The organism is Streptomyces sp. NPDC002574, assembly GCF_042889545.1.
Classification (GTDB): domain Bacteria; phylum Actinomycetota; class Actinomycetes; order Streptomycetales; family Streptomycetaceae; genus Actinacidiphila.
On the sequence record NZ_JBIARB010000007.1, the window covers coordinates 434,349 to 457,606 of the forward strand.

The 23,258-nt window shown below is 74.9% G+C and carries 25 protein-coding genes, 1 pseudogene and 1 riboswitch; of the genes and pseudogenes, 16 read left to right on the forward strand and 10 right to left on the reverse strand.

What is annotated here, in order from left to right; genetic code table 11:
* Positions 1-6: 6 nt before the first annotated feature.
* On the reverse strand, positions 7-882 hold the full coding sequence (locus ACFYXS_RS19535; protein ID WP_389249649.1) for a YhjD/YihY/BrkB family envelope integrity protein: 876 nt from the start codon (positions 880-882) through the stop codon (positions 7-9).
* A gap of 126 nt (positions 883-1,008) precedes the next feature.
* Here ACFYXS_RS19535 and ACFYXS_RS19540 point away from each other — a divergent pair, with 126 nt between their 5' ends.
* From ACFYXS_RS19540 to ACFYXS_RS19550, 3 genes are read left to right on the forward strand one after another with little or no spacing between them, the layout of a single operon-like run.
* A complete protein-coding gene (locus ACFYXS_RS19540) occupies positions 1,009-1,797 on the forward strand; it encodes an SDR family NAD(P)-dependent oxidoreductase (RefSeq protein WP_389249651.1) in 789 nt (262 codons plus the stop codon).
* A gap of 35 nt (positions 1,798-1,832) precedes the next feature.
* Positions 1,833-2,279, forward strand: coding sequence for a glyoxalase superfamily protein (locus ACFYXS_RS19545; protein WP_389249653.1), 447 nt, complete (start codon positions 1,833-1,835; stop codon positions 2,277-2,279).
* Positions 2,276-3,256: an RNA polymerase subunit sigma-70 gene (locus ACFYXS_RS19550; protein ID WP_389249655.1), complete on the forward strand. Its 981-nt coding sequence runs from the start codon at positions 2,276-2,278 to the stop codon at positions 3,254-3,256. Before ACFYXS_RS19545 ends, ACFYXS_RS19550 begins: the two co-directional genes overlap by 4 nt.
* A gap of 440 nt (positions 3,257-3,696) precedes the next feature.
* On the opposite strand, the gene ACFYXS_RS19555 is transcribed toward ACFYXS_RS19550, so the two are convergent.
* The 4 genes from ACFYXS_RS19555 to ACFYXS_RS19570 all read right to left on the reverse strand — a co-directional run bounded on the left by ACFYXS_RS19555 (position 3,697) and on the right by ACFYXS_RS19570 (position 5,988).
* A complete protein-coding gene (locus ACFYXS_RS19555) occupies positions 3,697-4,092 on the reverse strand; it encodes a DUF1992 domain-containing protein (RefSeq protein WP_389249657.1) in 396 nt (131 codons plus the stop codon).
* Between the two features lie 26 nt (positions 4,093-4,118).
* On the reverse strand, positions 4,119-4,919 hold the full coding sequence (locus ACFYXS_RS19560) for a VOC family protein (RefSeq protein WP_389249659.1): 801 nt from the start codon (positions 4,917-4,919) through the stop codon (positions 4,119-4,121).
* A 101-nt stretch (positions 4,920-5,020) separates the two neighbouring features.
* The gene (locus tag ACFYXS_RS19565) at positions 5,021-5,452 is read right to left on the reverse strand and encodes a MazG nucleotide pyrophosphohydrolase domain-containing protein (protein WP_389249661.1); all 432 of its coding nucleotides are present in this window, start codon (positions 5,450-5,452) and stop codon (positions 5,021-5,023) included.
* Positions 5,453-5,508: 56 nt separating this feature from the next.
* Entirely contained in the window at positions 5,509-5,988 is a 480-nt protein-coding gene (locus tag ACFYXS_RS19570) for a molybdopterin-dependent oxidoreductase (RefSeq protein WP_389249663.1), read from the reverse strand.
* Between the two features lie 171 nt (positions 5,989-6,159).
* On the opposite strand from ACFYXS_RS19570, the gene modA reads away from it, so the two are divergent.
* The 3 genes from modA to ACFYXS_RS19585 are packed head-to-tail and all read left to right on the forward strand — an operon-like array spanning position 6,160 to position 8,896.
* A complete protein-coding gene (gene modA, locus ACFYXS_RS19575; protein WP_389249665.1) occupies positions 6,160-7,014 on the forward strand; it encodes a molybdate ABC transporter substrate-binding protein in 855 nt (284 codons plus the stop codon).
* Positions 7,015-7,046: 32 nt separating this feature from the next.
* A complete protein-coding gene (locus tag ACFYXS_RS19580) occupies positions 7,047-7,850 on the forward strand; it encodes an ABC transporter permease (protein WP_389249888.1) in 804 nt (267 codons plus the stop codon).
* Positions 7,847-8,896: an ABC transporter ATP-binding protein gene (locus ACFYXS_RS19585; protein ID WP_389249667.1), complete on the forward strand. Its 1,050-nt coding sequence runs from the start codon at positions 7,847-7,849 to the stop codon at positions 8,894-8,896. The genes ACFYXS_RS19580 and ACFYXS_RS19585 overlap by 4 nt, the downstream gene beginning before the upstream one ends.
* 55 nt (positions 8,897-8,951) lie before the next feature.
* On the opposite strand, the gene lysA is transcribed toward ACFYXS_RS19585, so the two are convergent.
* Complete coding sequence (lysA, locus tag ACFYXS_RS19590) at positions 8,952-10,301, reverse strand: diaminopimelate decarboxylase (RefSeq protein ID WP_389249669.1); 1,350 nt, start codon at positions 10,299-10,301, stop codon at positions 8,952-8,954.
* Between the two features lie 13 nt (positions 10,302-10,314).
* Positions 10,315-10,686, reverse strand: coding sequence for an SAV_915 family protein (locus ACFYXS_RS19595; protein WP_389249672.1), 372 nt, complete (start codon positions 10,684-10,686; stop codon positions 10,315-10,317).
* A gap of 248 nt (positions 10,687-10,934) precedes the next feature.
* Between ACFYXS_RS19595 and ACFYXS_RS19600 the strand changes: the two genes are divergently transcribed.
* The 4 genes from ACFYXS_RS19600 to ACFYXS_RS19615 all read left to right on the forward strand — a co-directional run bounded on the left by ACFYXS_RS19600 (position 10,935) and on the right by ACFYXS_RS19615 (position 16,138).
* Positions 10,935-11,459, forward strand: coding sequence for a universal stress protein (locus ACFYXS_RS19600; protein WP_389249674.1), 525 nt, complete (start codon positions 10,935-10,937; stop codon positions 11,457-11,459).
* Positions 11,460-11,508: 49 nt separating this feature from the next.
* A complete protein-coding gene (locus tag ACFYXS_RS19605) occupies positions 11,509-12,276 on the forward strand; it encodes a DUF4118 domain-containing protein (protein ID WP_389249676.1) in 768 nt (255 codons plus the stop codon).
* Positions 12,277-12,702: 426 nt separating this feature from the next.
* On the forward strand, positions 12,703-14,853 hold the full coding sequence (locus tag ACFYXS_RS19610; protein ID WP_389249678.1) for a SpoIIE family protein phosphatase: 2,151 nt from the start codon (positions 12,703-12,705) through the stop codon (positions 14,851-14,853).
* Positions 14,854-14,893: 40 nt separating this feature from the next.
* Positions 14,894-16,138: a Tm-1-like ATP-binding domain-containing protein gene (locus ACFYXS_RS19615; RefSeq protein ID WP_389249680.1), complete on the forward strand. Its 1,245-nt coding sequence runs from the start codon at positions 14,894-14,896 to the stop codon at positions 16,136-16,138.
* Between the two features lie 63 nt (positions 16,139-16,201).
* On the opposite strand, the gene ACFYXS_RS19620 is transcribed toward ACFYXS_RS19615, so the two are convergent.
* Entirely contained in the window at positions 16,202-16,423 is a 222-nt protein-coding gene (locus ACFYXS_RS19620) for a CbtB-domain containing protein (protein ID WP_389249681.1), read from the reverse strand.
* Positions 16,424-16,483: 60 nt separating this feature from the next.
* Positions 16,484-16,551: riboswitch (cobalamin riboswitch) on the reverse strand.
* Between the two features lie 148 nt (positions 16,552-16,699).
* Here ACFYXS_RS19620 and ACFYXS_RS19625 point away from each other — a divergent pair.
* From ACFYXS_RS19625 to ACFYXS_RS19640, 4 genes and pseudogenes are all read left to right on the forward strand, one after another.
* Complete coding sequence (locus ACFYXS_RS19625) at positions 16,700-17,263, forward strand: histidine phosphatase family protein (protein ID WP_389249683.1); 564 nt, start codon at positions 16,700-16,702, stop codon at positions 17,261-17,263.
* A 148-nt stretch (positions 17,264-17,411) separates the two neighbouring features.
* Positions 17,412-18,427, forward strand: a pseudogene (locus ACFYXS_RS19630) (energy-coupling factor ABC transporter permease).
* Between the two features lie 3 nt (positions 18,428-18,430).
* Entirely contained in the window at positions 18,431-19,192 is a 762-nt protein-coding gene (cbiQ, locus tag ACFYXS_RS19635; RefSeq protein WP_389249685.1) for a cobalt ECF transporter T component CbiQ, read from the forward strand.
* Positions 19,180-19,941, forward strand: coding sequence for an energy-coupling factor ABC transporter ATP-binding protein (locus ACFYXS_RS19640; protein WP_389249687.1), 762 nt, complete (start codon positions 19,180-19,182; stop codon positions 19,939-19,941). The genes cbiQ and ACFYXS_RS19640 overlap by 13 nt, the downstream gene beginning before the upstream one ends.
* Before the next feature lie 10 nt (positions 19,942-19,951).
* Here ACFYXS_RS19640 and ACFYXS_RS19645 read toward each other — a convergent pair whose 3' ends face one another.
* Positions 19,952-20,461 carry a MarR family winged helix-turn-helix transcriptional regulator gene (locus ACFYXS_RS19645; RefSeq protein ID WP_389249689.1) on the reverse strand — a complete coding sequence of 170 codons (510 nt, stop codon included), beginning with the start codon at positions 20,459-20,461 and terminating at the stop codon, positions 19,952-19,954.
* 83 nt (positions 20,462-20,544) lie between these two features.
* On the opposite strand from ACFYXS_RS19645, the gene ACFYXS_RS19650 reads away from it, so the two are divergent.
* Positions 20,545-21,075, forward strand: a complete 531-nt coding sequence (locus ACFYXS_RS19650) for a YceI family protein (RefSeq protein WP_389249692.1) — start codon at positions 20,545-20,547, stop codon at positions 21,073-21,075.
* Positions 21,076-21,084: 9 nt separating this feature from the next.
* Here the strand turns inward: ACFYXS_RS19650 and ACFYXS_RS19655 are convergent, their stop codons facing one another.
* Entirely contained in the window at positions 21,085-21,846 is a 762-nt protein-coding gene (locus tag ACFYXS_RS19655; protein WP_389249694.1) for a hypothetical protein, read from the reverse strand.
* A gap of 149 nt (positions 21,847-21,995) precedes the next feature.
* Between ACFYXS_RS19655 and ACFYXS_RS19660 the strand changes: the two genes are divergently transcribed.
* Positions 21,996-23,249, forward strand: a complete 1,254-nt coding sequence (locus ACFYXS_RS19660; RefSeq protein WP_389249696.1) for an MFS transporter — start codon at positions 21,996-21,998, stop codon at positions 23,247-23,249.
* The last annotated feature ends 9 nt before the right edge of the window (positions 23,250-23,258 follow it).

Below are 23,258 nucleotides of genomic sequence, written 5' to 3' on the forward strand. Positions count from 1 at the left end.
CGGGCGTCAGCCGGGATCGGCGGGACCGGCGGACGGCTGGTCGGTGGAGAGGACGGCGCCGAGGGTGATGCAGAGGGAGACGGCCACGCAGGCGGCGATCAGGCAGGACAGGAGGGTGAAGACCGAGCCGAGCGAACCGTAGGCCTCCAGGCTGCGGTTGAGGGCGAGGGGCACGTAGAGGGGGGCGGTGAGGTACGCGATCTCGAGGACCACGGCGGTGAGGACGGCGCCGGGGAACAGCGGCCGCCAGCCGACGCGGCCGCCGAGCAGCAGGTGCTGCGTCCACCACCACACGGCGATGCCGCAGGCCAGCGAGAGCGGGACGCCCAGCCAGGCGCCGACGCCGAAGGCGTCCCGCAGCGGGCCCAGGAGGAAGACGACGACCAGCATCGTCGCCACCCAGACGAACCACCGCCAGGCCGCGATCCGCGCGGCGGACTTCGGCATCCGCCAGGCCCGTTCGCACACCCGCTGCATCGACCGGCTGCACGCGGTCGCGGACAGCAGCACCATGAGACTGCCGACCGCGCCGACCGTCTCGCGCAGATTGCCCGCCTCGGCCTCGGCCAGCTGACCCAGCTGCACCTGCGACGCGCCGCTGAGCCCCAGCAGGTCCTCCAGCGACTCGAAGATCTCCCGGCGCAGGTCGACCGGCGCGAGGGACGCGACGACGAAGACCAGCGGCACCGCGGTGAGGAAGGCCTGCGCCGCCAGCCGGGTCCCGGCGTCGAGCACGTGCACGGTCAGCAGCCGGGCGGCCAGCCGGGTGATGACCGGGAACCTCCGCTCGGCGCCGGTGCGCAGCTCCCGGGCCCGGCGCGGCAGATCCGCGCGCGCGGCGCGGAACCCGTCCCGAATCCTGCCGCGCGGCCGGTCTGTCACCCTCCGACTATTTTTCAGCCCGCCGCGCCCCGCAACCGGTGCACCGATGAGTTTCCGCGGCGGCCGTCGTTTCACGTTCGTGAGCGGTCGCCGCACGGGCGGTCGCGTGTTCCGAAGGAGACCGGGATGACCGGGACACTGGACGGCCGCACGGCGATCGTCTACGGCGGCGGGGGCGGTATCGGCGGCGGCGTGGCCCGCGTCCTCGCGCGTGAAGGGGCGCTGGTGTGCCTGGCGGGACGGACACGGGGGAGGCTCGACGCGGTGGCCGAGGAGATCACCGCGGCGGGCGGCCGCGCCGAGACCGCCGTGCTCGACGCGCTGGACGAGAAGGCCGTCGAGACGCACGTCCAGGACGTGGCCGAGCGCCACGGGGGAGTCCACGTCTCGTTCAACCTCGTCTCGCGCGGCGACGTGCAGGGTGTCCCGCTGGTCGAGATGACGGCGGACGACCTGCTGCGCGCCGTCGACACCGGGCTGCGGTCCTCGTTCGTCACCGCCCGCGCCGCCGCCCGGCGGATGATCGCCCAGGGGTCCGGGGTGATCCTGCACCTCAACAGCGCGTCCGGCGCGGGGGCGATGCCCGGCATGGGCAGCACCGGACCGGCCGACGCGGCGACCGAGGCGTTCATGCGGTACCTGGCCGCCGAGACCGGGCCGTCCGGCGTACGGGTCTGCGGCATCTGGACGGCCGGGGTCGCCGAGACGCTGACCCGCGAGGGGCTCGCCGCCGTCGCCGGGGAGAACGCCCCCGACCCGCGGGCCGCGCTGGCGGCGATCGCCGGGGCGTCGGTGCTGCGCCGCACGCCGCGGCTCGCCGACGTCGCGGAGGTGGCGGCCTTCCTCGCCTCGGACCGGGCGGCGGGCATGACGGGCACGATGACGAATGTGACCGCCGGTCTCGTGCTCAGGTGACACGATCCCCACCACCCACGGATGGAGACAGCCCCATGGATCTCAAGCTCGAACTCGTGCTCCTGCCGGTCGCGGACTTCGACCGGGCCAAGGCCTTCTACAGCGAGAAGCTCGGCTTCTCCGTGCACGTCGACCACCGCGCCGGCGACGACTTCCGGGTCGTGCAGCTCGACCCGCCCGGCTCCGCGTGCTCGATCGCGGTGGGCAAGGGCATCACGGACGCGGCGCCCGGCTCGGTGCGCGGACTGCACCTGGTCGTCGGCGACATCGAGGCCGTGCACAAGGAGTTGACCGCGCGCGGTGTCCCCCTGGGCGGCGTCCGGCACATGACGGCGGGCGGCTGGGTGGACGGCGCCGACCCGGGCCGCACCCCGTACAACTCCTTCGCCGACTTCGCGGACCCCGACGGCAACACCTGGGTGCTGCAGGAAGTGCGGCGCGGGCACGGGGAGCAGGGGGAGAAGGACGGGGCCGCGGGATGACGGACGAGGGGGCCTTCGCGGCGCTGAGCGAGCGCCACCGCCGCGAACTGCACGTCCACTGCTACCGGATGCTCGGCTCGTTCGACGAGGCGGAGGACGCGGTGCAGGAGACCTACCTGCGGGCCTGGCGCGGACGCGAGGGATTCGGCGGCCACCTGCTGTTCCGCGCCTGGCTCTACCGCATCGCGACCAACGTCTGCCTCGACACGCTGCGGCGGGGCGCCCGCCGCCCGGCCGCCGCGCAGTCCTTCGCGGACGTGCCCTGGCTCCAGCCGTACCCGGACGGTCTGCTGGACGAGTTGGTGGCCGGAGGCGGCGACGACCCGGACGCGGTCGTCGTGGAACGGGAGACGATCGAGCTGGCGTTCCTGGCCGCGCTGCAGGTGCTGCCGCCGCGGCAGCGGGCCGCGTTCCTCGCCCGCGACGTCCTGGGGCTCCCGGCGGAGGAGACCTCCGCCCTGCTGGGGACGACGGTCGCCGCCGCCAACAGCGCCCTGCAGCGGGCCCGGGCGACGATGCGGCAGCACCTGCCCGCACGCCGTGCCGAGTGGCCGGCGGGCGACCCCGGCGCCGAGGAGAAGGCCCTCCTGGAGCGCTTCATCGACGCGCACGAACGCTGCGACGCCGCGGCCGCCGTGGCGATCTCCGCGCAGGACCTGCGGATCACGATGCCGCCGATGCCGATGGTCTTCGAGGGGCTGGACGCCATCACGCCACTGCTGGAGCGCGCGCTGGGCGAGAACCGGGACGGCGAGTGGCGGCTGCTCCCGACGAGCGCCAACCGCATGCCGACCGCCGCCAGTTACCTGCGACGGCCGGGCGACACCCGCTTCCGGGCCTTCAAGTTCGACGTCCTGCGGGTGGAGAACGGGCTGATCGCCGAGATCACGACCTTCGGCCCGGCACTGTTCCCGGCGTTCGGCCTCCCGCCGGAGCTGCCGGGATCCACGGAACCGGCGGCTCCCGCGGCACGGTGAGCGGACGGGCGATGCCCGCACTCCCTCCCCCTCCGAGGACCTGTCCCGGAGGGGGAGGAGACACCGCTGGGTCACGGCTGGGAGGGCGTCGTCCTCGAGTTGTTCCGGGGCAGGGTCTTCACGTTCACGGTGACCGGCGCTACCGGCGGGGCACGCCCGCTGCAAACGGGCACCTTCAGCCTGGAGTCCGCCCCGCACGACGGCCTCGCGGGCGACGGGGCCCGCACCGCCCGGCCCGGCGGCGTCATCGAGGCCATCCTCCAGGCACCGGCTTCGCCGTGCCCGATCCCCGGCCGGGACGGCTGCCCGTCGTCGGCGACCCCGCCGGGAGGCCGCCGCCCCACCTCGTCGAAGGGGTCCGGGCCGCCCTCCCGGGGCCGCTCGGCGACCCGTCCGGCGCCTTCGGCTACCGGCCCCCGGGGGCCCGAGGCACCCCCGGGTCAGTGCTGCTCCCGCCACTCGGCCACGACCTGCTCGACGTCGAACGGCCTCAGCCCCAGCGGCGGACCGGGCGGCGGCATGCGCAGCGCCGCGCGGATCTTGTCGTTGACGCCGTCCAGGATGGCCCGGACCAGGCGTTCCGAGGGGGCGCGCCGCGCCTTCGCCAGGGCGTCCTCCGCCTCCTTGCGCAGCACGAGTGCGGGCGGCAGCTGGGACAGGCCCTCGCGGGCCATCTTCCGCCGGACCCACCACAGCTCGTCGTACGGCTCGTCCAGCGAGGGCAGCGGCTTGCCCGCGCCGGGCAGATCGTCGAAGGCGCCGCGTTCCGTGGCGTCGCGGATCTGGTGGTCGACCCACGACTCGAACGGGACACCGGGTGGCTTGCGCTCCGTCATGCCCCCGATTCTCCCGCAGGTCGCGCTCAGGCGGCAGGTGCCGGGTCCAACAGGACGAAGTCCGCTCCCGCCGGGTCGAGGCAGACCGCCAGCCGGCCGACGCCCTCGGCGTCCTCCGGGCCCATCTGGAGCGAGCCGCCGTTGCCGGTGACGCGGGCTGCGGCGGCGTCGCAGTCCTCGACGGCGAAGACCGGGTGCCAGTAGGGGCGCCCGTCGTTGAGCGCGAGGAACTCCGGGGCCATCTCCATCAGCCCGCCCTGCATCCGCTCCTGGCTCTCGCCCGCGGGCGTGATCACGGTGTACGTGCCCCCGCTCCCGCCGGGGAGCGGCATGTCATCGGTCTTCCAGCCGAAGAGGGAGCCGTAGAACTCCTTCGCGGCCGCCGCGTCCGTCGTGTACAGCTCGGTCCAGCACAGCGTGCCCGGCAGGTCGGCGGCGCCGAAGCCCTGCGTCCCGCCCGCCTGCCACACGGCGAACTCGGCGCCCAGCGGGTCGGTGAGCTGCGCCATCCGCCCCGCGTCCCGCACGTCGCCCGGCTCCCGCCGCACCGTGCCGCCCGCCCGCATCGCGGCCCAGGTGGCCACCTCGACGTCCAGGGCGCGGAAGTAGATCATCCACGCGGACCGGGCGCCCTCCTCCGTGAGCTCCCCAACCGCGCCCACCGTCCGCCCGTGCAGCCGGAAGAGACCGAAGGCGCCGCCCTCCAGGGCGAACCGCTCGAAGGCCCAGCCGAAGACGGCCCCGTAGAAGGCGGCCGCGGCATCGACGTCCGGCGCCCCGAGGTCCACCCAGCACGGCGACCCGGGGACGAAGTCTGTGGTGATCATGGCGCTCCCTTCGCGGGGTCCGTCCCTGATCCTTCCAGCGTGACACCAGGGCCCGAAAGCGGCGCGGGACGCCGCGCCGTCCCGCGCCGGGGCCCGCCCCGCTACGCCTCGCGGGGCGACCAGCCCTGGTCGCGGAGCACCGCGGCGACGTCCGGGGCACGGTAGTGCTCGCCCTTGAGCACCTTGCCGTCCGCGCGCAGGGTCGGCCGGCCGTCGGGGCCCAGCTTGGACATGTTGGCGCGGTGCACCTCGGCGATGACGGCGTCGAGGTCGATGCCGTGGACCAGCGCCGTGCCGTACGCGACGTAGACCACGTCGGCCAGCTCGTGCGCGAGGTGCGCCAGTGAGCCCTCGGCGGAGGCCTCCGCGACCTCGGCCACCTCCTCCGCCAGCAGCTCCTGGCGGTGCGCGGCGTGCGCCGGGGAGATCTCCGCGGGAGCGGAGCGGACGTCGAGGCCGAAGGCGGTGTGGAACTCGCGGACGAGGCCGGAGGGCGAGGCAGGGGAGGCGGGGGACGCGGAGGAGGAGTGCATCCGGCCGATCGTAATCCGTGCCCGCTGTGCCCGCCGTGGTCGCCGTGCCCGGCGGATCAGGCCGCCGCGGCGCCCGCGTACCGGCCGTCCACCCGGATCGCGGTGATGCCGCTGATGTGGCGTGCCCCGCACCGGTCCTGGGGGAGCACCAGTTGCGGGCCGCTCCCGTCCAGCGGTGTGCCGTCGATGCGGGTGGCCAGCAGCACCGCGGCCCGCCCGAAGTCGGGATCGATCTCGCCCCACGACAGCAGGGCGTGATGGCCGTCGGCGCCGGTGACGACGATGAGGAAGCGCAGCCGGTCCTTGCGCCGGGCCGGGTCGAAGGCGGGTCCCGCGGCGCACAGCACCTCGTGCAGCAGCGGCCCCTCGAACCGGTGGTGCTGGATCCCGCTGGTGGCGCACTCGAAGCTCACCCGCGCCTCGTGCTGCGGCCACGCCCGCAGGTCACGCACGGTGAGCGGGGCGGGGCGGGCCAGGTCGCCGCTCAGCACGAATCCGGCGAGCTGCGGCGGCGGCGCGGGAACGGGCGCGGTCACGGGCATGCACCTCCCGCACAACGGTACCCACGCGGACCCCCCGCGGAAACGCACGTACAGGATCAGTTGTCGAATCGTCTGGCTAATGCAATGCATCGGGGACCGTCGGGGCCGCACCTGCGGCACTATCATCGGCGCAGGCGCGACCACTTACCGAGGGGGAATGACCACGTGACGAACCGTTCCGTGCACCGCCGGACCCGGACCTTGCAGCTGGCCGTCGGAGGCACCGCGGTGCTGCTGGCCCTGAGCGCGTGTTCCTCCGGCGGCGACTCGAGCGACGCCTCGGCAGACGCCTCGGCGTCGTCGGCGTCCTCGTCGGACGCCTCGGCCTCGCCCGCCGACGACCTCAAGGGCACGGTCACGGTCTTCGCCGCGGCCTCCCTGAAGGAGACCTTCACCGAGCTGGGCAAGCAGTTCGAGGCGGCGCACCCCGGCACGAAGGTGAGCTTCAACTTCGGCGGCAGCGACTCGCTCGCCGCGAGCATCACCTCCGGCGCCCCGGCCGACGTCTTCGCGGCCGCGTCCCCGAAGACGATGAAGATCGTCACGGACGCCGAGGACGCCTCCGGGGAACCGGAGACCTTCGTGCGCAACCAGCTGGAGATCGCGGTCGTCCCCGGCAACCCCAAGAAGGTCGACGCCCTCAAGGACCTCACCGACTCCGGCCTCAAGGTCGCCCTGTGCGCCAAGGAGGTGCCCTGCGGCGCCGCCGCCCAGAAGGCGCTGGACGCCGGCGGTCTGAAGCTCACGCCGGTCTCCTACGAGCAGGACGTCAAGAGCGCGCTGACCAAGGTCGAGCTCAAGGAGGTCGACGCCTCGGTCGTCTACAAGACCGATGTGAAGGCCGCCGGTGGCAAGGTGGAGGGCGTGGAGTTCCCCGAGTCCGCCAAGGTCATCAACGACTATCCCATCGTCCTGCTCAAGGACGCCCCCAACGCCGAAGCCGCCAAGGCCTTCATCGCCCTGGTGGAGTCGCCCGACGGTGCCAAGGTGCTGAGCGCCGCGGGCTTCCTCAACCCGTGACGGACGACGCCCCCGACGGCGCGGCCGGGCCCGTGAAAGCCCGACCGCGCCGTCACCGTTCCCCGGCGCCGCTGCCCCTGCTGCTGCCCGCGCTGATCGGCCTCGCCTTCCTGGTACTGCCGCTCGCCGGACTGCTGGTGCGCACGCCGTGGAGCGACCTCCCGCACCAGCTGACCAGCCCCGGGGTGTGGCAGGCGCTGCGGCTGTCGCTGGTCTGCGCCACCTCCGCGACCGCGGTGACCCTCGTCCTGGGCGTGCCCCTGGCCTGGCTGCTGGCGCGCACCGAGTTCCCCGGGCGCCGCCTGGTGCGGGCGCTGGTGACGCTGCCGCTGGTACTGCCCCCGGTCGTCGGCGGTGTGGCGCTGCTGCTGGCGCTGGGCCGCAACGGCATCGCGGGGCGGTACCTGGACCAGTGGTTCGGGCTCACCCTGCCGTTCACGACGACCGGGGTGATCGTCGCCGAGGCGTTCGTGGCCATGCCGTTCCTGGTGATCAGCGTGGAGGGCACGCTGCGCGCCGCCGACCCCCGCTACGAGGAGGCGGCCACCACGCTGGGCGCCTCCCGATTCACCGCGTTCCGCCGGGTCACGCTGCCCATGATCGCCCCGGGCGTCGCCGCGGGCGCGGTCCTGGCGTGGGCGCGTGCGCTCGGCGAGTTCGGGGCCACCATCACCTTCGCGGGCAACTTCCCCGGCCGCACCCAGACCATGCCGCTGGCCGTCTACCTGGCCCTGCAGAGCGACGTCGCGGCGGCCATCACGCTCAGCCTGGTCCTGCTCGTCGTCTCCGTCGCGGTCCTCGCGGGACTGCGCGACCGCTGGATGACGTCCGTATGAGCGCCGCGGAGGGGCTGCGGGCCGAACTCGTCGTCGACCTGGGCACGTTCCGGCTCGACGTACAGCTGAGCGCCGCACCCGGCGAGGTCCTGGCGCTGCTCGGGCCCAACGGCGCCGGCAAGACCACGGCGCTGCGCGCCCTGGCCGGGCTGACGCCGCTGACCGGCGGACGGCTGCGGCTGGACGGGACGGAACTGGACGGGATGCCGCCCGAGACCCGCCCGGTCGGTGTGGTGTTCCAGGACTACCTGCTCTTCCCGCACCTGTCCGCCCTGGACAACGTGGCCTTCGGCCCGCGCTGCCAGGGCCTGTCCAAGGCACGGGCCCGCGCCGAGGCCGCGGCCTGGCTGGAGCGGATGGGACTGGCCGAGCACGCCGCGGCCCGGCCGCGGCGGCTGTCCGGCGGGCAGGCACAGCGCGTCGCCCTGGCCCGCGCCCTGGCGACCCGGCCGCGGCTGCTCCTGCTGGACGAGCCGCTGGCCGCGCTGGACGCCCGCACCCGGCTGGAGGTGCGCTCGCAACTGCGGCGCCACCTGGCCGAGTTCGAGGCCGTGGCGGTGCTGGTGACGCACGACCCGCTGGACGCGATGGTGCTGGCCGACCGGCTGGTGGTCATCGAGCACGGCCGCGCCGTGCAGGAGGGCACCCCGGCCGAGGTCGCCCGCCGCCCCCGCACCGACTACATCGCGCACCTGGTGGGGCTCAACCTCTACCGGGGCGAGGCCGGCGGCAGCGCCGTGAAGCTCGCCGGCGGACCGGCGATCGCCACCGCCGACGAACTGACCGGCCCCGCCTTCGCGGTGTTCCCGCCCGACGCGGTCACCCTGCACCGGGAGCGCCCCGCGGGCACGAGCGCCCGCAACCTGTGGCACGGCCGGGTCGCCGGCCTGGAGTCCCGCGGCGACCGCATCCGTGTCGACGTCGACGGCGAACTCCCGCTCGCGGCCGACCTGTCGACCGCCGCCACGGCCGAACTCGACCTCCACCCGGGGGCCGAGGTCTGGGCCACCGTCAAGGCCGCCCAGGTGCACGCCTATCCGGCGTGACCCGGGCGGCCCTTCCGGGCTACCGGCCGGCACCGCCGGGAGCGGCCGGGGTCGTTCACAGGCCGATGTCGCGCCTGCGGAAGTCCTCCATCGACTCGCGGCGTACCAGCAGCCGGGCCCGGCCGCCGTCCACGGCGACCACCGGCGGGCGGCCGACCATGTTGTAGGTCGAGGCCATCGACAGGTGGTACGCGCCCGCGACCGGTACACCGAGCAGGTCGCCCGGCCGGATGTCGCCGGGCAGCGGGACCGCGGAGGCCAGCACGTCGCCGGCCTCGCAGTGCCGGCCCACGACGGTGACCAGCGCGGGCTCCTCCGTGGAGTGCCGGCCGATCAGCCGGGGCGCGTAGCGCACCCCGTACAGCGCCGGCCGCGGGTTGTCGCTCATGCCGCCGTCCACGGCCACGAAGACCTGGCCGCCGGTGCGCTTGACCGACAGCACCCGGTACAGCGCCACCCCCGAGGGCCCGGCGATGGCCCGGCCCGGCTCGACCGTCAGCCGCGGGACCGGCAGCCCGGCCGCCGCGCAGCTCGCGGTGAGCTCGCCGCGCACCCGGGCGGCCAGCGAGGTGATGTCGAGCGCCGCCTCGCCGGGCCGGTAGGCCACCGCGTGGCCGCCGCCCAGGTCCAGTTCGGGCAGTGCGACGCCGTGCTGGCGGCGGATCCCGGCCAGCAGCCCCACCAGCCGCCGCACGGCGGACAGGTACGGCTTGACGCTGGAGATCTGCGAGCCGAGGTGGCAGTGCAGACCGACGAGTTCGAGCCGAGGCTGGTCCAGGACCCGGGCCACGGCGTGCTGCGCGGAGCCGTCGGCGAGCGACAGCCCGAACTTCTGGTCGTCGGTGCCGGTGCGCACCGCGGCGTGACCGCCGGCGGCGATGCCGGGCACGACCCGCAGCAGTACCTTCTGCCGGGACCCGGCCGGTACCTGGGCGGCCAGCCGGGCGATCTCCCCGGTGCTGTCGATGACGATGCGGCCCACGCCGAGGCGCAGCGCGGTGGCCAGGTCCTCGGGGCTCTTGGCGTTGCCGTGCAGCACGATGCGCTCCGGCGGGAAGCCGGTGATGACGGCGAGTTCGAGTTCTCCGGCCGAGCAGACGTCCAGGCCCAGGCCCTCCTCCTCGACCCAGTGGGCCATCGCCCGGCACAGGAACGCCTTGGCGGCGTACAGCACGTCGGCGTCGGGGAACGCGGCCCGGTAGGTGCGGCAGCGGGCCCGCACCTCGCCCTCGTCGAGGACGTACGCCGGGGTGCCGAAGCGCTCGGCGACCTCGGTGAGGGCGACACCGCCCACCGACAGCTCGCCGTGCGGCGCGGTGCGGGTGGAGGCCGGCCAGACGGACAGCCCGGTGTCGACGCCCTCGGCGGCGAGCGCGGTGAGAGCGGTGGTCTCAGAGATGGTCATGGCAGGACGCTCCTCAGCCGATGCGCAGCGGCAGGTGGTCGGCGGTGTGCACGGCCCGCGGGTCCCAGTCCGGGGTGGCGCCCACGGCGGGCGCGGCGAACTGCGGGTCCACGGTGAGGGTGGTCACCCCCAGCGGTTCGGCGAGCGCCCGCAGCGCGGGCTCCCCGAGCCTGATCCATTCCTGGCCGGGGCCGAGCGTGGCGGCCAGGCGTTCCTCACTGGTGAAGGCGACGGCGGTACGGCCGCCCAGGGGCGTGCGGAACATTCTCGCGACGCACCCGACGGGACCCGGCCGGACGGGGACGAACAGCGTCTCCCCTCTGGGGTGTCCGGCCGGGACGGGTTCGGAAGGTTCCGGGTCGTCCCCGCTCCATGTCTCGCTCATGGCGTGCCTCCTGTGAGATTCGTTCGTGACGGTGGCCGCGGGCCGGATGTGGTCCGTGGCCAGGCATTGACGCTATGCCCGGCACGTCCGGGTCCGGGCCCTTCCCTGACGTGATGTTGATGTCCGCGGGCCAAGCGTTGACGGTGCGCTGGCGGCACGGTCAGGGAAGCGTCAAGGGTCGCGGCGGCGGCGACAGGGCGACGACAAGAGCCCGCGCACGCGGAGGCGGACGGCGCTTCCATGGGGGTATGGAAGACACCGGATACCGCCGCGTGGTCGTGGGGGTGAGCGGTTCGCTGGGCAGTCTCGCGGCACTGCACCGGGCGGCCGCCGAGGCCCGCCGCGGTGACGCGGTGCTGGTCGTGGTGCACGCCTGGGAGCCGGCCGGGGGCGAGTTCGCCTACCGGCGCCACCCGTGCCCGCCGCTGCTGAGCGCAGGGCAGGACCAGGCCCGGACACGACTGCTGACCGCGATGGACAACGCCTTCGGCGGTGCGCCGGCCGGCCTCCCGGTCCGGGCCCTCGTCGCCCGCGGCCCGGCGGCCCGCTGCCTGGTCCACGTCGCGGACCGCGAGGACGACCTGCTCGTCGTCGGCGCCGGGCGCCCCGGCCTGCTGCGCAGGCTGCTGTCGCCCCCGGTGGCCCACCGGTGCGTACGGGACGCGGCCTGCCCGGTCCTGACCGTGCCGCGCCCGTCGCTGCAGGAGCTCTTCGAGACCGTGAGCCGCCGCAACGCCCGGCAGCTGCCGCTGCGGGCCGCCGGGCCCGTCTGACCGTTCCGTGGGGGGTCGTTGTCCGAACCAGCCGAATCAGGTGAGGGCCGTGCTCCGCAACCCGTCCCTGTCCCCGTCCCTGCGCAGGCTCGCCCTGCCGGCCGCGGTCCTGCTGCCGCTCGCCGTCACCGCGGTGCTGCTGCCCTTCCGCTCGACCATCGCCGCGCCGCTCGTGGCACTGGTCCTGGTGGTCGCGGTGGTCGCCGTGGCCGTCCTCGGCAACCGTGTCGCCGGGGCCGTCGCCGCACTGTCGGCCGCGGCGTGGTTCGACTTCTTCTTCGCCCCGCCCTACGAGCGGTTCACCATCGCGGGGCCCGGCGACGTCGCCACCGCCGTGCTCCTGCTGGCGGTCGGGCTGGCCGTCTCCCAACTGGCCGCCCGGACAAGGCGGCTGGAAGTCGTCGTCGTCACCGACGCGGACCACCTCGCCCGCATCCACGAGACCGCCCGGCTCGCCCAGTGCGCCCCCTCCCCCCACCGGGTCGTGGAGCACGTCGGCGACCAGCTGGTGAGCCTGCTGCAACTGCGCGGCTACCGCTTCGAGTACGGCACCCTCGTCGGCCACCCGCCGCGGCTCGAGGCCGACGGCACGCTCTTCTGGGGCCGCCGCACCTGGAACGCCGACCTCCAGGGCCTGCCCGACACGGAGGTCGAGCTCCGGGTCTTCCACAACGGCCGCTTCCACGGCCGCTTCATGCTCCGCCCCACCCCAGGAGCCGTGCCCTCCCCCCAGGCCCGCCTGGTCGCCGTCACCCTCGCCGACCAGGTCGGCACTGCCATCGACCTCATCGCCCCGGCCCCGGCGAACCCGTCGTAGCCCGACCCCACGCAGGCGCCGCGCCCGCCGCCCGGACTCGTCCCCCGAGCCCGCCCGCCCACGCGCAGCGCCTGCGGCACGCCCCATCGACCGCGTGAGCACCGCCCTTTCCCACGCCGCCGCGCTCGCGAATCGGGCCCGCGTCCCACGCGGCCCCAAGTCACCGGCACGGCCATCCACCGCAGGCACCCGCGCACCGCGCCCACACCCCTTGCGACGCACGCGGAGTCACCACCGGCCTCGTCCCGCATGCCGGTGCGGCCACTCGGGCCCGCACAGCACCGCGGCCCCCGGTCACCGGCACGGCTCTGGCGGGAATCCCTCGCACGCCGCCCGGGGGCCCGCCCACGGCGCTGCCCGGCGCCGCCGCTCGGCGGGTGCCGAGGGGGGAATGAGGCGTATGGTCCCCTTAGGGAGCCGATCGGCATGGACGGTGGGCCCGCGATGGTGGTGACCGCCCCCGTACGGGAGCAGCTGGACGAGACGCTCGCCGAGGTCGTGCGCGCCACGGACGCGCATATCGGCGCGGTCTTCCTGATGCTGCCCGAGGGGCGGGTGCTGGGCCTGGAGGTGCTGACCGGGGCGCCGCGGGAGCTGGCGACGCCGTGGGCGCGGGTGGCGCTGAACCGGTCGGCGCCGGTGGCGGACGCGGTGCGCACCGGGCGCCTGGTGTGGCTGGGCACGCGGGAGGAGCTGGCCGAGCGCTATCCGCAGACCGCGCTGGTGCTGCCCTACGACCTGGCCCTGGCCGCCGCGCCCGTGCAGGACGTCGCGCACAGCGTGCGCGGCGCGCTGATGCTGATCTGGCCCGGATCCCATCCCGAGCCACCGGCCGGGATCGAGCACGCCACCATCGGCCACGCGTGCGAACAGATGTGCGACTACCTGTCGCGCGCGGAATCCGTCGGCGAGCCCGTCCGTCCCGGCCCGCTGCCGCGGGTGCTGAAGCGGCCCCGCGCGGCGCGGACGGCGCCGGACGAGGCGCAGGCGGCGGCCGATTTCGCCCGGCGGCTGCCGGAGGGCGCGTGCGCGCTGGACCAGAGCGGGCGGATCACCTACGTCAGCACCCGCGCCGAACTGCTGCTCGGCGAGCCCGCCCGGGTCCTGCTCGGCGCCCTGCCGTGGCAGGTGCTGCCCTGGCTGCGCGACCCGGTGCACGAGGACCGCTACCGCGGCGCCGTGCTCAGCGGGCAGCCGACGTCGTTCATCGCCCGGCGGCCCCCCGACGACTGGATGCTCTTCCAGCTGTACCCGGACCGGACCGGGGTGAGCGTGCGGATCTCCCCCACCGAGCACCGTCCGGGACCGGCTCCGCGGGCCCCCCGGAACGGCCGGAACGACGAGGCCGGGGCGGCACCGGACCGGGTCACGGCGATCTACCACCTGATGCAGCTCGCCGGCGCGCTCGCCGAGGCGGTCGGGGTGCGCGACGTCGTCGAGCTGGTGGCCGACCTGTTCCCGCCGGCGTTCGGCGCGGACGCCTTCGTGCTCTTCGTCGCCGAGGGCGGCCGGCTGCGGGTGATCGGCCGGCGCGGCTTCGAGGAAGGCGCCATGGCCACCCTCGACGGCACCCCGCTCGGCTCGCGGCAGACCCCCGCGGGCCGGGCCCTGCTCACCGGTGTGCCCCGCTTCTACAGCTCCCCGGAAGAGCTGCTGCGGGCCTACCCGGGGCTGACCGGCTCGCTGCTGAAGTCGGCGTGGGCCTTCCTGCCGCTGATCGCCTCGGGCCGGCCGGTCGGCTGCTGCCTCCTCGGCTACGACCATCCGCGCCCGTTCCCCGGCGACGAGCGCAGCGCCATGGCCTCGCTGACCGCGCTCATCGCGCAGGCCCTGGACCGCGCGCGCATCTACGACGCCAAGCACCAGCTCGCCCGTGGCCTGCAGGCCGGGCTGCTCCCCCACACACTGCCCTCGCTGCCCGGCCTGGAGGTCGCCGCCCGCTATCTGCCCGCCACCAGCGGCATGGACATCGGCGGCGACTTCTACGACCTGATCCGGCTCGACGGAACCTGCGCGGCCGCCGTCATCGGCGACGTCCAGGGCCACAACGTCAACGCCGCCGCCCTGATGGGCCAGGTCCGTACCGCGGTGCACGCGCACGCGACCGCGGGCGCCTCGCCCGACGAGGTGCTCTCCCGTACCAACCGGCTGCTCGACGAGCTCGACACCGGGCTCTTCACCAGCTGCCTGTACGTCCACCTCGACCTCGCCGCGGGCATCGCGCGGCTGGCCAGCGCGGGCCATCCGCCGCCGCTGCTGCGCCGGCCCGGGGGACGGGCCGAGGTGCTCACCACCCCGCCGGGGCTGCTGCTGGGCATCGACCCGCACGCCGAGTACCCCACCACCGAGGTGCCGTTGCCGCCGGAGGCGGTGCTCGCCCTCTACACCGACGGGCTGGTCGAGAGCCCCGGCACCGACCTGGACACCGCCATCGCCGGTCTCGCCTGCGCGCTGGCCGCCGCCGGCGAGGGTCCGCTGGACGGGCTCGCCGAAACCCTCGTCCACTTCGACGGCGCCTCGGCGCACCGGGTCGACGACACCGCGCTCCTGCTGCTGCGGCGTGTGCCGACGGCATGAGGCCTTGTCACATCCGCCGATCCCCCCAACACTGTGATCCATGCCGGTGGTTGCGCTGCTGGGAACGCTGGACACCAAGGGTGTGGAGTACGGATGGCTGCGCGAGCGCCTGCTGCGGCGCGCCGTGGAGGTCGTCCTCGTCGACACCGGGGTCGCCGGTGAGCCCCTGGTGCCCGCCGACATACCGCGCGCCGAGGTCGCCCGCGCGGCGGGCGCCGACCTCGCACGGCTGCGCGCCCAGGGCGACCGGGGCACGGCCGTGACCACGATGGCCGACGGCGCCGCCGAGGTGGTGCGCCGACTGCACGCGCAGGGGCGGCTGCACGGCGTGCTGGCCATCGGCGGCAGCGGCGGCACGTCGATCGCGACCCGCGCGATGCGTGCCCTGCCGCTGGGCGTGCCGAAGCTGATGGTGTCCTCGATGGCGGCCGGCGACGTCTCGCCGTACGTGGGGGCGGCCGACATCGCCATGATGTACAGCGTCGTCGACATCGCGGGCGTCAACCGCGTCTCGGCGCCGATCCTTGCGAACGCGGCCGACGCCATCGCCGCCATGGCCACGGGCTTCGCCACCGACGCGCCGCCGCCCGCGGACGACCGGCCGCTGGTCGCGGCCAGCATGGCGGGCGTGACCACCCCGGGCGTGGACGCCGCCCGGCAGCGGCTGACCGAACTCGGCTACGAGGTGCTGGTCTTCCACTCCGTCGGGTCGGGCGGCCGCTCCCTGGAGACCCTCGCCGCGCAGGGGATGTTCGCCGGCGTGCTGGACCTCACGCTCAGCGAGCTCGCCGACGACCTGGTCGGCGGCACCTTCGGCGCGGGCCCGGACCGGCTGCGGGCGGCGGGACGCGCAGGACTGCCCCAGGTGGTGAGCCCGGGGGCGCTGGACATGGTCAAGTTCGGACCGCTCGCCTCGCTGCCCGAACGCTTCCGGTCCCGCCACGTCCATGTGCACAACCCGTCGGTCACCGTCATCCGCACCAGCGCCGCCGAGTGCGCCGCGCTCGGCCGCCAGGTCGCCGAGAAACTGCGCGCCGCGACCGGTCCGTCGGCCCTGCTGCTCCCGCTGCGCGGCCTGTCCACCCTCGGCGCCCCGGGCGGCCCGTACCACGACCCGTCCGTCGACGAGGTGCTGTTCACGGCGCTGCGCGAGGGCCTGCGCGGCAGCCGGGTGGAGCTGGCCGCGTACGACACACACCTCAACGACCCGGACTTCGGCCGCACCGCAGCCGACCGGCTGCACACCCTGATCACCGCGAACGCCCCTGCCCGCACGGAGCGTTGAGCGTCAGAGCCCGGGCACCCGGTCGGCCACCGGGCACCGACCCGGCAAGCCGTCCGGCGCGCGTCAGTGGCAGGGGAAGCCCAGCAGGTGACGCCCGTCGTGCACCCATTCGTGCACGTTCTCGCCGGAGATGAGCGAGGTCGCGCCCTGCTCGGCGCCCACGAAGTAGAGGACGACGAGCATCAGGACGCCGAAGAAGACCGCCCACGGCACGATCGCGCCGATCGGCAGCGGGGCCGGGGCGGTGGTGGGTGCGACTGCGGGCTGGACGGCGGACTGCGCCATGGTGTGGCCTCCTGGTGGGAACGCGCGTCCCGGTCGGTGGAGCGGTGTCGACGGCTGCGGGTCTGACTCGCCCGGCGCGGTGCCCGGCTCACAGTGGCGCGACCGTGCCGGATTCCCACCGGACTTCCGCCGTGCCGTCGTATTGGTCCTCGCGACCGTACCGCGGTCCGGACGAACGGCCAAGGGCGCCCGGGTGCGCCCCCGTTGGCGGCGCGACCAGCCGTGGAAGGGTTGCGGGGGGCCGGCGGCGGCCCCGCGGACGACGGAGGAGAGCACATGACCACCCGGGTGACCCTGATCTCGCCGGTCGTGACGGCCGCGCTGCGCGAGGCGCGTTTCGACGACGACGTGCCGCCGGACGAGAGCGCCCTGGTGGCCGCCCGCGCGGTGGCCGGGGACCTGCCCTCCGCCGGCCGGGTGCTGGTGTCGCCCTCGGCGCGCTGCCGGGCGACGGCCGCGGCGCTGGGACTGGCCACCGCCCAGGAGGCCCCCGACGGCTGGGCGCTGGGCCGCTGGCGCGGCCGCACGCTGGCCGAGGTGAGCGCGGAGGAGCCCGAGGCGGTCGCCGCCTGGCTCTCCGACCCGGACGCCGCGCCGCACGACGCGGAGTCGCTGCGCGACCTGTGCGCCCGGGTCGGCGCCTGGCTGGACGGGCTGGCGGCCGCGCCCGGTCGGGTGGTCGCCGTCGTCGAGCCGGAGATCGTCCGGGCGTGCGCGGTACGGGCGTTGGGCGTGCCGGAGCCGGCGTTCTGGCGGATCGACGTCCCGCCGCTCACCGCGACGGAATTCAGCGGGCGGTCCGGGCGCTGGAACCTGACAGCGGGGCGGCCGCTGGCCTGAACGACCGGCGCCGTGACGGGGTCCTGGCCGCCAACGGCCGGTACACGCGAGAGGAACGTTTTCGCGCCACCGAGGCTCTTGCAACAGTATTGCAATAAGGCCGTATGATGAGGCGTTCGAGCAGGCCGACTCCGAAGCGGAGCACCTCATGCATGTACCCGACGGATTCATCGACGCCCCGGTGTCGGTGGCGACCGGGGCCGTGGCGGCGGCGGCCGTCGCCGTGAGCCTGCGCGGTGCCCGGCGCGAACTCGACGAACGCACCGCTCCGCTGGCCGGACTCGTCTCCGCCTTCATCTTCGCCGTGCAGATGCTCAACTTCCCCGTCGCGGCGGGCACCAGCGGCCATCTCCTCGGAGGCGCGCTGGCCGCGATCCTGGTGGGCCCGTACACCGGCGTGCTGTGCGTGTCGGTGGTGCTGCTCATCCAAGGGGTGCTCTTCGCCGACGGCGGTCTCACCGCGCTCGGCGTGAACATCACCGACATGGCGATCGTGACGGTCGTCGTCGCCTACGCGGTCTTCCGCGGCCTGGTCAAGGTGCTGCCCCGCACGCGCGGCTCGGTGACGGGCGCCGCCTTCGTGGCGGCCCTGCTCTCCGTCCCCGCGGCCTCGGTCGCCTTCACCGCGATCTACGCGCTCGGCGGCACGACCGACGTCCCCCTGGGCAAGGTCTTCACCGCCATGGTCGGCGTCCACGTGCTCATCGGCATCGGCGAGGCGTTCATCACCGCCGCCACGGTGGGCGCCGTGATCGCCGTCCGTCCCGATCTCGTCCACGGCGCCCGTGACCTGCGCCGTCCGCTGGAGCTGAAGGAGGCGACCGTCTGATGGCGGCCGTGACCACCACCCCCAAGCGCGGCGGCGTACGGCCGCTGTGGATCGCCGGCCTGATCGCCGCCCTGGTGCTCGCCGGATTCGTCAGCTATTACGCGTCGTCCAGCCCCGACGGACTGGAGAAGGTCGCCGCCGACCACGGCATCGACAAGAAGACCGGGCAGCACGCGGCCAAGGACTCCCCGCTGGCGGACTACCGGACCAAGGACGTCGGCGACCCCCGGCTGTCCGGCGGCCTCGCCGGGATCCTGGGTGTCGGCGCCACTCTCGCGCTCGGCAGCGGAGTCTTCTGGGTCGTGCGCCGCCGGCCGCGCACGGACGAGGCCTGACGGATGGGCGCGGGGCACGCACACCGGCTCTACCGGCACGGGCACTCGCCGGTGCACGCACTGCCCCCGCAGTGCAAGATCGCCGCGGTCTTCTGCTTCGTCCTCGTCGTGGTGTCCACACCGCGCACCGCGGTGTGGGCCTTCGGCCTGTACGCGGTGCTGCTGGCCACGGTGGCCGCGGTGGCCCGGGTCCCCGCGGGCTTCCTGCTGCGGCGGCTGCTGATCGAGGTGCCGTTCGTCGGCTTCGCCGTCCTGATGCCGTTCGTCGCCGAGGGCCCGCACACGCAGGTGCTCGGGCTGTCCGTGAGCGTGAACGGCCTGTGGGGCGCCTGGAACATCCTCGCCAAGGGCACGCTCGGCGTCGCCGCCTCGGTACTGCTCGCCTCCAGCACCGAACTGCGCGAACTCCTGCTCGGGCTGCAGCGGTTGCGGCTGCCCGCGCTGCTGGTGCAGATCGCCTCCTTCATGATCCGCTACGGCGACGTCATCACCGGCGAGATGCGCCGCATGCGCGTCGCCCGGGCGTCGCGCGGCTTCGAGGCCCGGGGCCCGCGCCACTGGGGCGTGCTCGCCAAGTCCGCGGGCGCCCTGTTCATCCGCTCCTACGAACGCGGCGAGCGCGTCCACCTGGCCATGGTCAGCCGCGGCTACGCCGGCAGCATGCCGGTGATCGACGACGTCACGGCGTCGCGCTCCCAGTGGTCGTACGCGGCCGCGCTCCCGGCCGCCGCGCTGCTGGTCTGTCTGATGGGATGGTTCCTGTGACACCTTCGCTCGAGGTCAAGGGCCTCGCCTACGCCTATCCCGACGGCCACCAGGCGCTGTTCGGCGTGGACCTGACCATCGGCCGCGGCGAGCGGGTCGCCCTGCTCGGGCCCAACGGCGCCGGCAAGACCACCCTCGTACTGCACCTCAACGGCATCCTGGAGGCGGGCGCGGGCACGGTCACCGTCGCGGGCCTTCCGGTCGGCGACCGCAAGCACCTCGCGGAGATCCGCCGCCGGGTCGGCATCGTCTTCCAGGACCCGGACGACCAGCTGTTCATGCCCACCGTCCGCGAGGACGTCGCCTTCGGCCCCGCCGCGGCGGGGATGCGCGGTCCCGAGCTGGAGGCCTGCGTCCGCAAGGCCCTGGAGCGCGTCGGCATGGCGGAGTTCGCCGACCGGCCGCCGCACCACCTGTCCTTCGGCCAGCGGCGCCGCGTCGCGGTGGCCACCGTGCTCGCCATGGAGCCGGAGATCCTCGTCCTCGACGAGCCCTCGTCCAACCTGGACCCGGCCTCGCGCCGCGAACTCGCCGACATCCTGCGGTCGCTGGACGTCACGGTGCTGATGGTCACGCACGACCTGCCCTACGCCCTGGAACTGTGCTCCCGCGCGGTGATCCTCAGCGGCGGCGTCATCGCGGCCGACGGCCGCACGCAGGAACTGCTGTCCGACGACGCCCTGATGCGCCGCCACCGCCTGGAGCTGCCCTTCGGCTTCGACCCGCGATCGGTCGCGGTAGGCCTCTGACGGCCGACGCTCAGGCGCCGCACGGGGGACGGCCGGGCGGCGCCGGGTCGACCGCGGTGACCGCGTCCGCGAGCGCGGCGAAACGCTCCGTACCTCCGAGCGGGGCGACGACGCGTTCCCGCAGCGCGTCGGCGAGGGCGCGGGCGGCCGTCGCCGCCACCTCCAGACCGCGTTCGGTGAGCGCCGCCAGCGTGACGCGACGGTCGCTCCGGCACGGACGGCGCTCGATGAGGCCGGCCTCGGTGAGGCGGTCGGCGACCTTGGTGGTGCCCGCCGTCGTGAAGCCGAGCGTTCCCGCGAGCTGGTTCATCGGCGCGGAGCGCTCCGGCGTGGTCATGAGGAACCACAGCGCCTGGAACGACGACGGGGCCAGCCCCGACCGCGCCTCCACGTCCGACAGCAGCTGATCGGTGACGCGGCGGAAGCCCGACTGCAACCCGTCCCACCGTGCGAGCAGTTCAAGGTCCGCGGTGCGGGGGCAGGCCACCTCGCCGTCCGTCCCCGTGTGGATCTCGGTCATCACATTGCCCAGGGTACCAACGCCGGTTATTGTCTCACCAGCTACTTAATATCTGGCTAGTGATCAAAGGATGCGGTTCCCCCATGACCGACTCGTCCACCACCCCCGCCGGCCTGCGCACGGGCACGTGGGTCCTCGACCCCGCGGGCTCCTCGGTCCGGCTCACGCACAAGACGATGTGGGGCGCGGCCACCGTCAAGGGCGCCTTCGCCACCGTCGCCGGCAGCGGCGAACTCGCCCCCGACGGCGCCGCGCACGGCACGCTCACCATCGAGGCCGCCTCCCTCGACACGGGCAACACCCAGCGCGACACCCACCTGAAGTCCGCCGAGCTCTTCGACGCCGCCGCCCACCCGGCGATCGTCTTCACCGCCGGCCGGGTCACCGCCGACGCGGAGGGCGCCCTCGCGGTCGACGGTGAGCTGACCGTCCGCGGCACCACCCGCCCGCTCGCCCTGACGGGCCGGGCCGACACCGACTCCCCCGACGCGGTCGTCCTCACCGTCGAAGCCGTCGTCGACCGGGCCGACTTCGGCCTCACCTGGAATCGGCTCGGCATGATCAAGGGCCCCGCGACGATCTCGGTCGTCGCCCGCTTCACACACGGCGGCTGACGCCGCGGGTCACCGTCGCCCCGGGCCGCGCAGCTCCCGCAGCGTCCACCCGCGCCCGCCCGGGTCGAGCGGGCGCGTGGCGGCGGTGAAGACCTCGGCCGCGCGACGGTAGGACAGCCGGCCGCGGCCGGTGCGGAACACCGGCCCGGCGACGCGCCCCAGCGTCAGCAGCGTGAGCAGCCGGCCCGTCGCCTCACCCCAGCGCAGCGGCGTGCCGCCGAGGCGCTCGCGGGTGCGGCGGCCGGGCAGGTCCAGGTGGTCGACGTCCAGGGCGAGGACCCGCTCGATGGACGCCCCGGTGTCATGGAGCAGATGCCACAGGGCCTGCTCGCGCAAAGGGGCCGGCAGGCCGAGCACCTCCCGCGCGCGGTCCGCGTCGATGCCGCCCCCCGCCTCGCGCGACCCCGGCAGCGGCACCGCCCGCAGGCCCTCCACGGGATCGCCGGTCAGCCAGCCCTGCGCCCGCCACCAGGTCACGGCGGCGACGAGCACGGACAGTTCCCGGTTGGCGGTACGCGCGCCGACCGCCGCGGAGCGCGCGGCGAAGGCCTCGCGCAACCGGCGCGCCGCCTGCGGATGGTCGAGCAGCGCCAGCGGGACGGCGGGCGGCGCGGCGTTGCGTCGCCCGCGCCCCAAGGGAGCCGCGCGGTCGACCAGGCCCCACGCCCAGGTGGCCAGGGCGATCCGGTACACCCGGCGGGAACCGGCGCCCAGTCCCGTGTGGGCGAGATAGCGGTCGACGGCGACGGCGTACTCCACGGGACGGCTCATGCCCCACCCCCTGTCGACAGTCCGGACGCGGGACCGCAGTAAATGACCTGCTGTCCGCAACTGCACTCATCATAAGTTGATTCGACCAGACTCAATAATTTCAGCCGAAGGCCTGGCGTGTCGGCGGACGGCCCCTGCACGCTGCGCCCATGGCCCTCGACTTCCGCCCCGCTGTGCTGCGGGAACGCGACTTCCGCCGCTTCTTCACCGGCTACGCCACCTCCCTGCTCGGGTCGTCGATGGCGTCGGTCGCGCTGGCGTTCGCCGTCCTGGAGAACGGCGGCGGCGGCACCGAACTCGGCCTCGTCCTCACCGCCCGGATCCTGCCGCTGGTGCTGGTGCTCCTCGCCGGCGGCGTCCTCAGCGACCGCTGGGGCAGCCGTCGGGTGATGCTCACCGCCGACGTCACCCGCTGCCTCACCCAGGGCGGCCTGGCCCTGGCCCTGCTGGGCGGCGAACCGCACTTGGCGACGCTGATAGCGCTGGTCGTCGTCTGGGGCGCCGCCGAGGCGTTGTTCACCCCGGCGCTCGACGCGCTCGTGCCGCGCATCGTGCGGGGCGACGCGCTGTCGGACGGCAACGCGCTGCTGGGCGTGGCCCGTTCTGCGGCGTCGGTCGCCGGGCCCGCGCTCGCCGGCGTGCTGACCGCGACCGCGGGCGCGTCGGCGGTGTTCGCGGTGGACGCCGCCAGCTACGCCGTCAGCGTCGTGGCGCTGCTCCTGCTGCCCCGTACGGCCGCGCCCGCCGGCCCCGCGGCTTCCTTCCTCACCGACCTGCGGGAGGGCTGGACGGAGTTCCGCTCCCGGACCTGGCTGTGGGTCACCTCCCTCCACGTCTGCCTGTTCAACCTCTTCGTATGGGCGCCGTTCCTGGTCCTCGGCCCCCTCGTCGCCCAGCGCCGGCTCGGCGGGGCGAGCTCGTGGGGCCTGGTCATGGCGCTGTACGGGGCGGGCGCGGTCGCCGGCGGCACCGCGATGCTGGGCCGCAGGCCCCGCAGGCCGCTGTTCGTCGCCACGGCCGCCACCGTGTGCTGGGCCCTGCCGTCGGCGGCCCTCGCGGGCGGGTGGCCGCTCCCGTGGGTCTGCGCCGGCGCGCTGGCCGCGGGCGTCGGCTCGTCCGTCTGCGGCACCCTCTACGCGACCGTCACCCAGTCCCAGGTACCGCCCGGCGCCGTCGCCCGCGTCAGCGCGTACGGCGCCTTCGGCGCGTTCGCCCTCGGCCCCGTCGGACTCGCCGCCGCAGGACCCCTGGCGGTGCTCCTGGGCACCTCCGGCGTCCTCGGCTTCGGCGCCGTCTGGCAACTCGCGGCGGTGGCCGCGGTCCTGACCCTCCCGGTCATCCGCGCCACCCTCCCCCGCCCCGCCACCACCCCCACCGGCGCGCCCGCCGACCGCACGGCGTGACGCGACCGC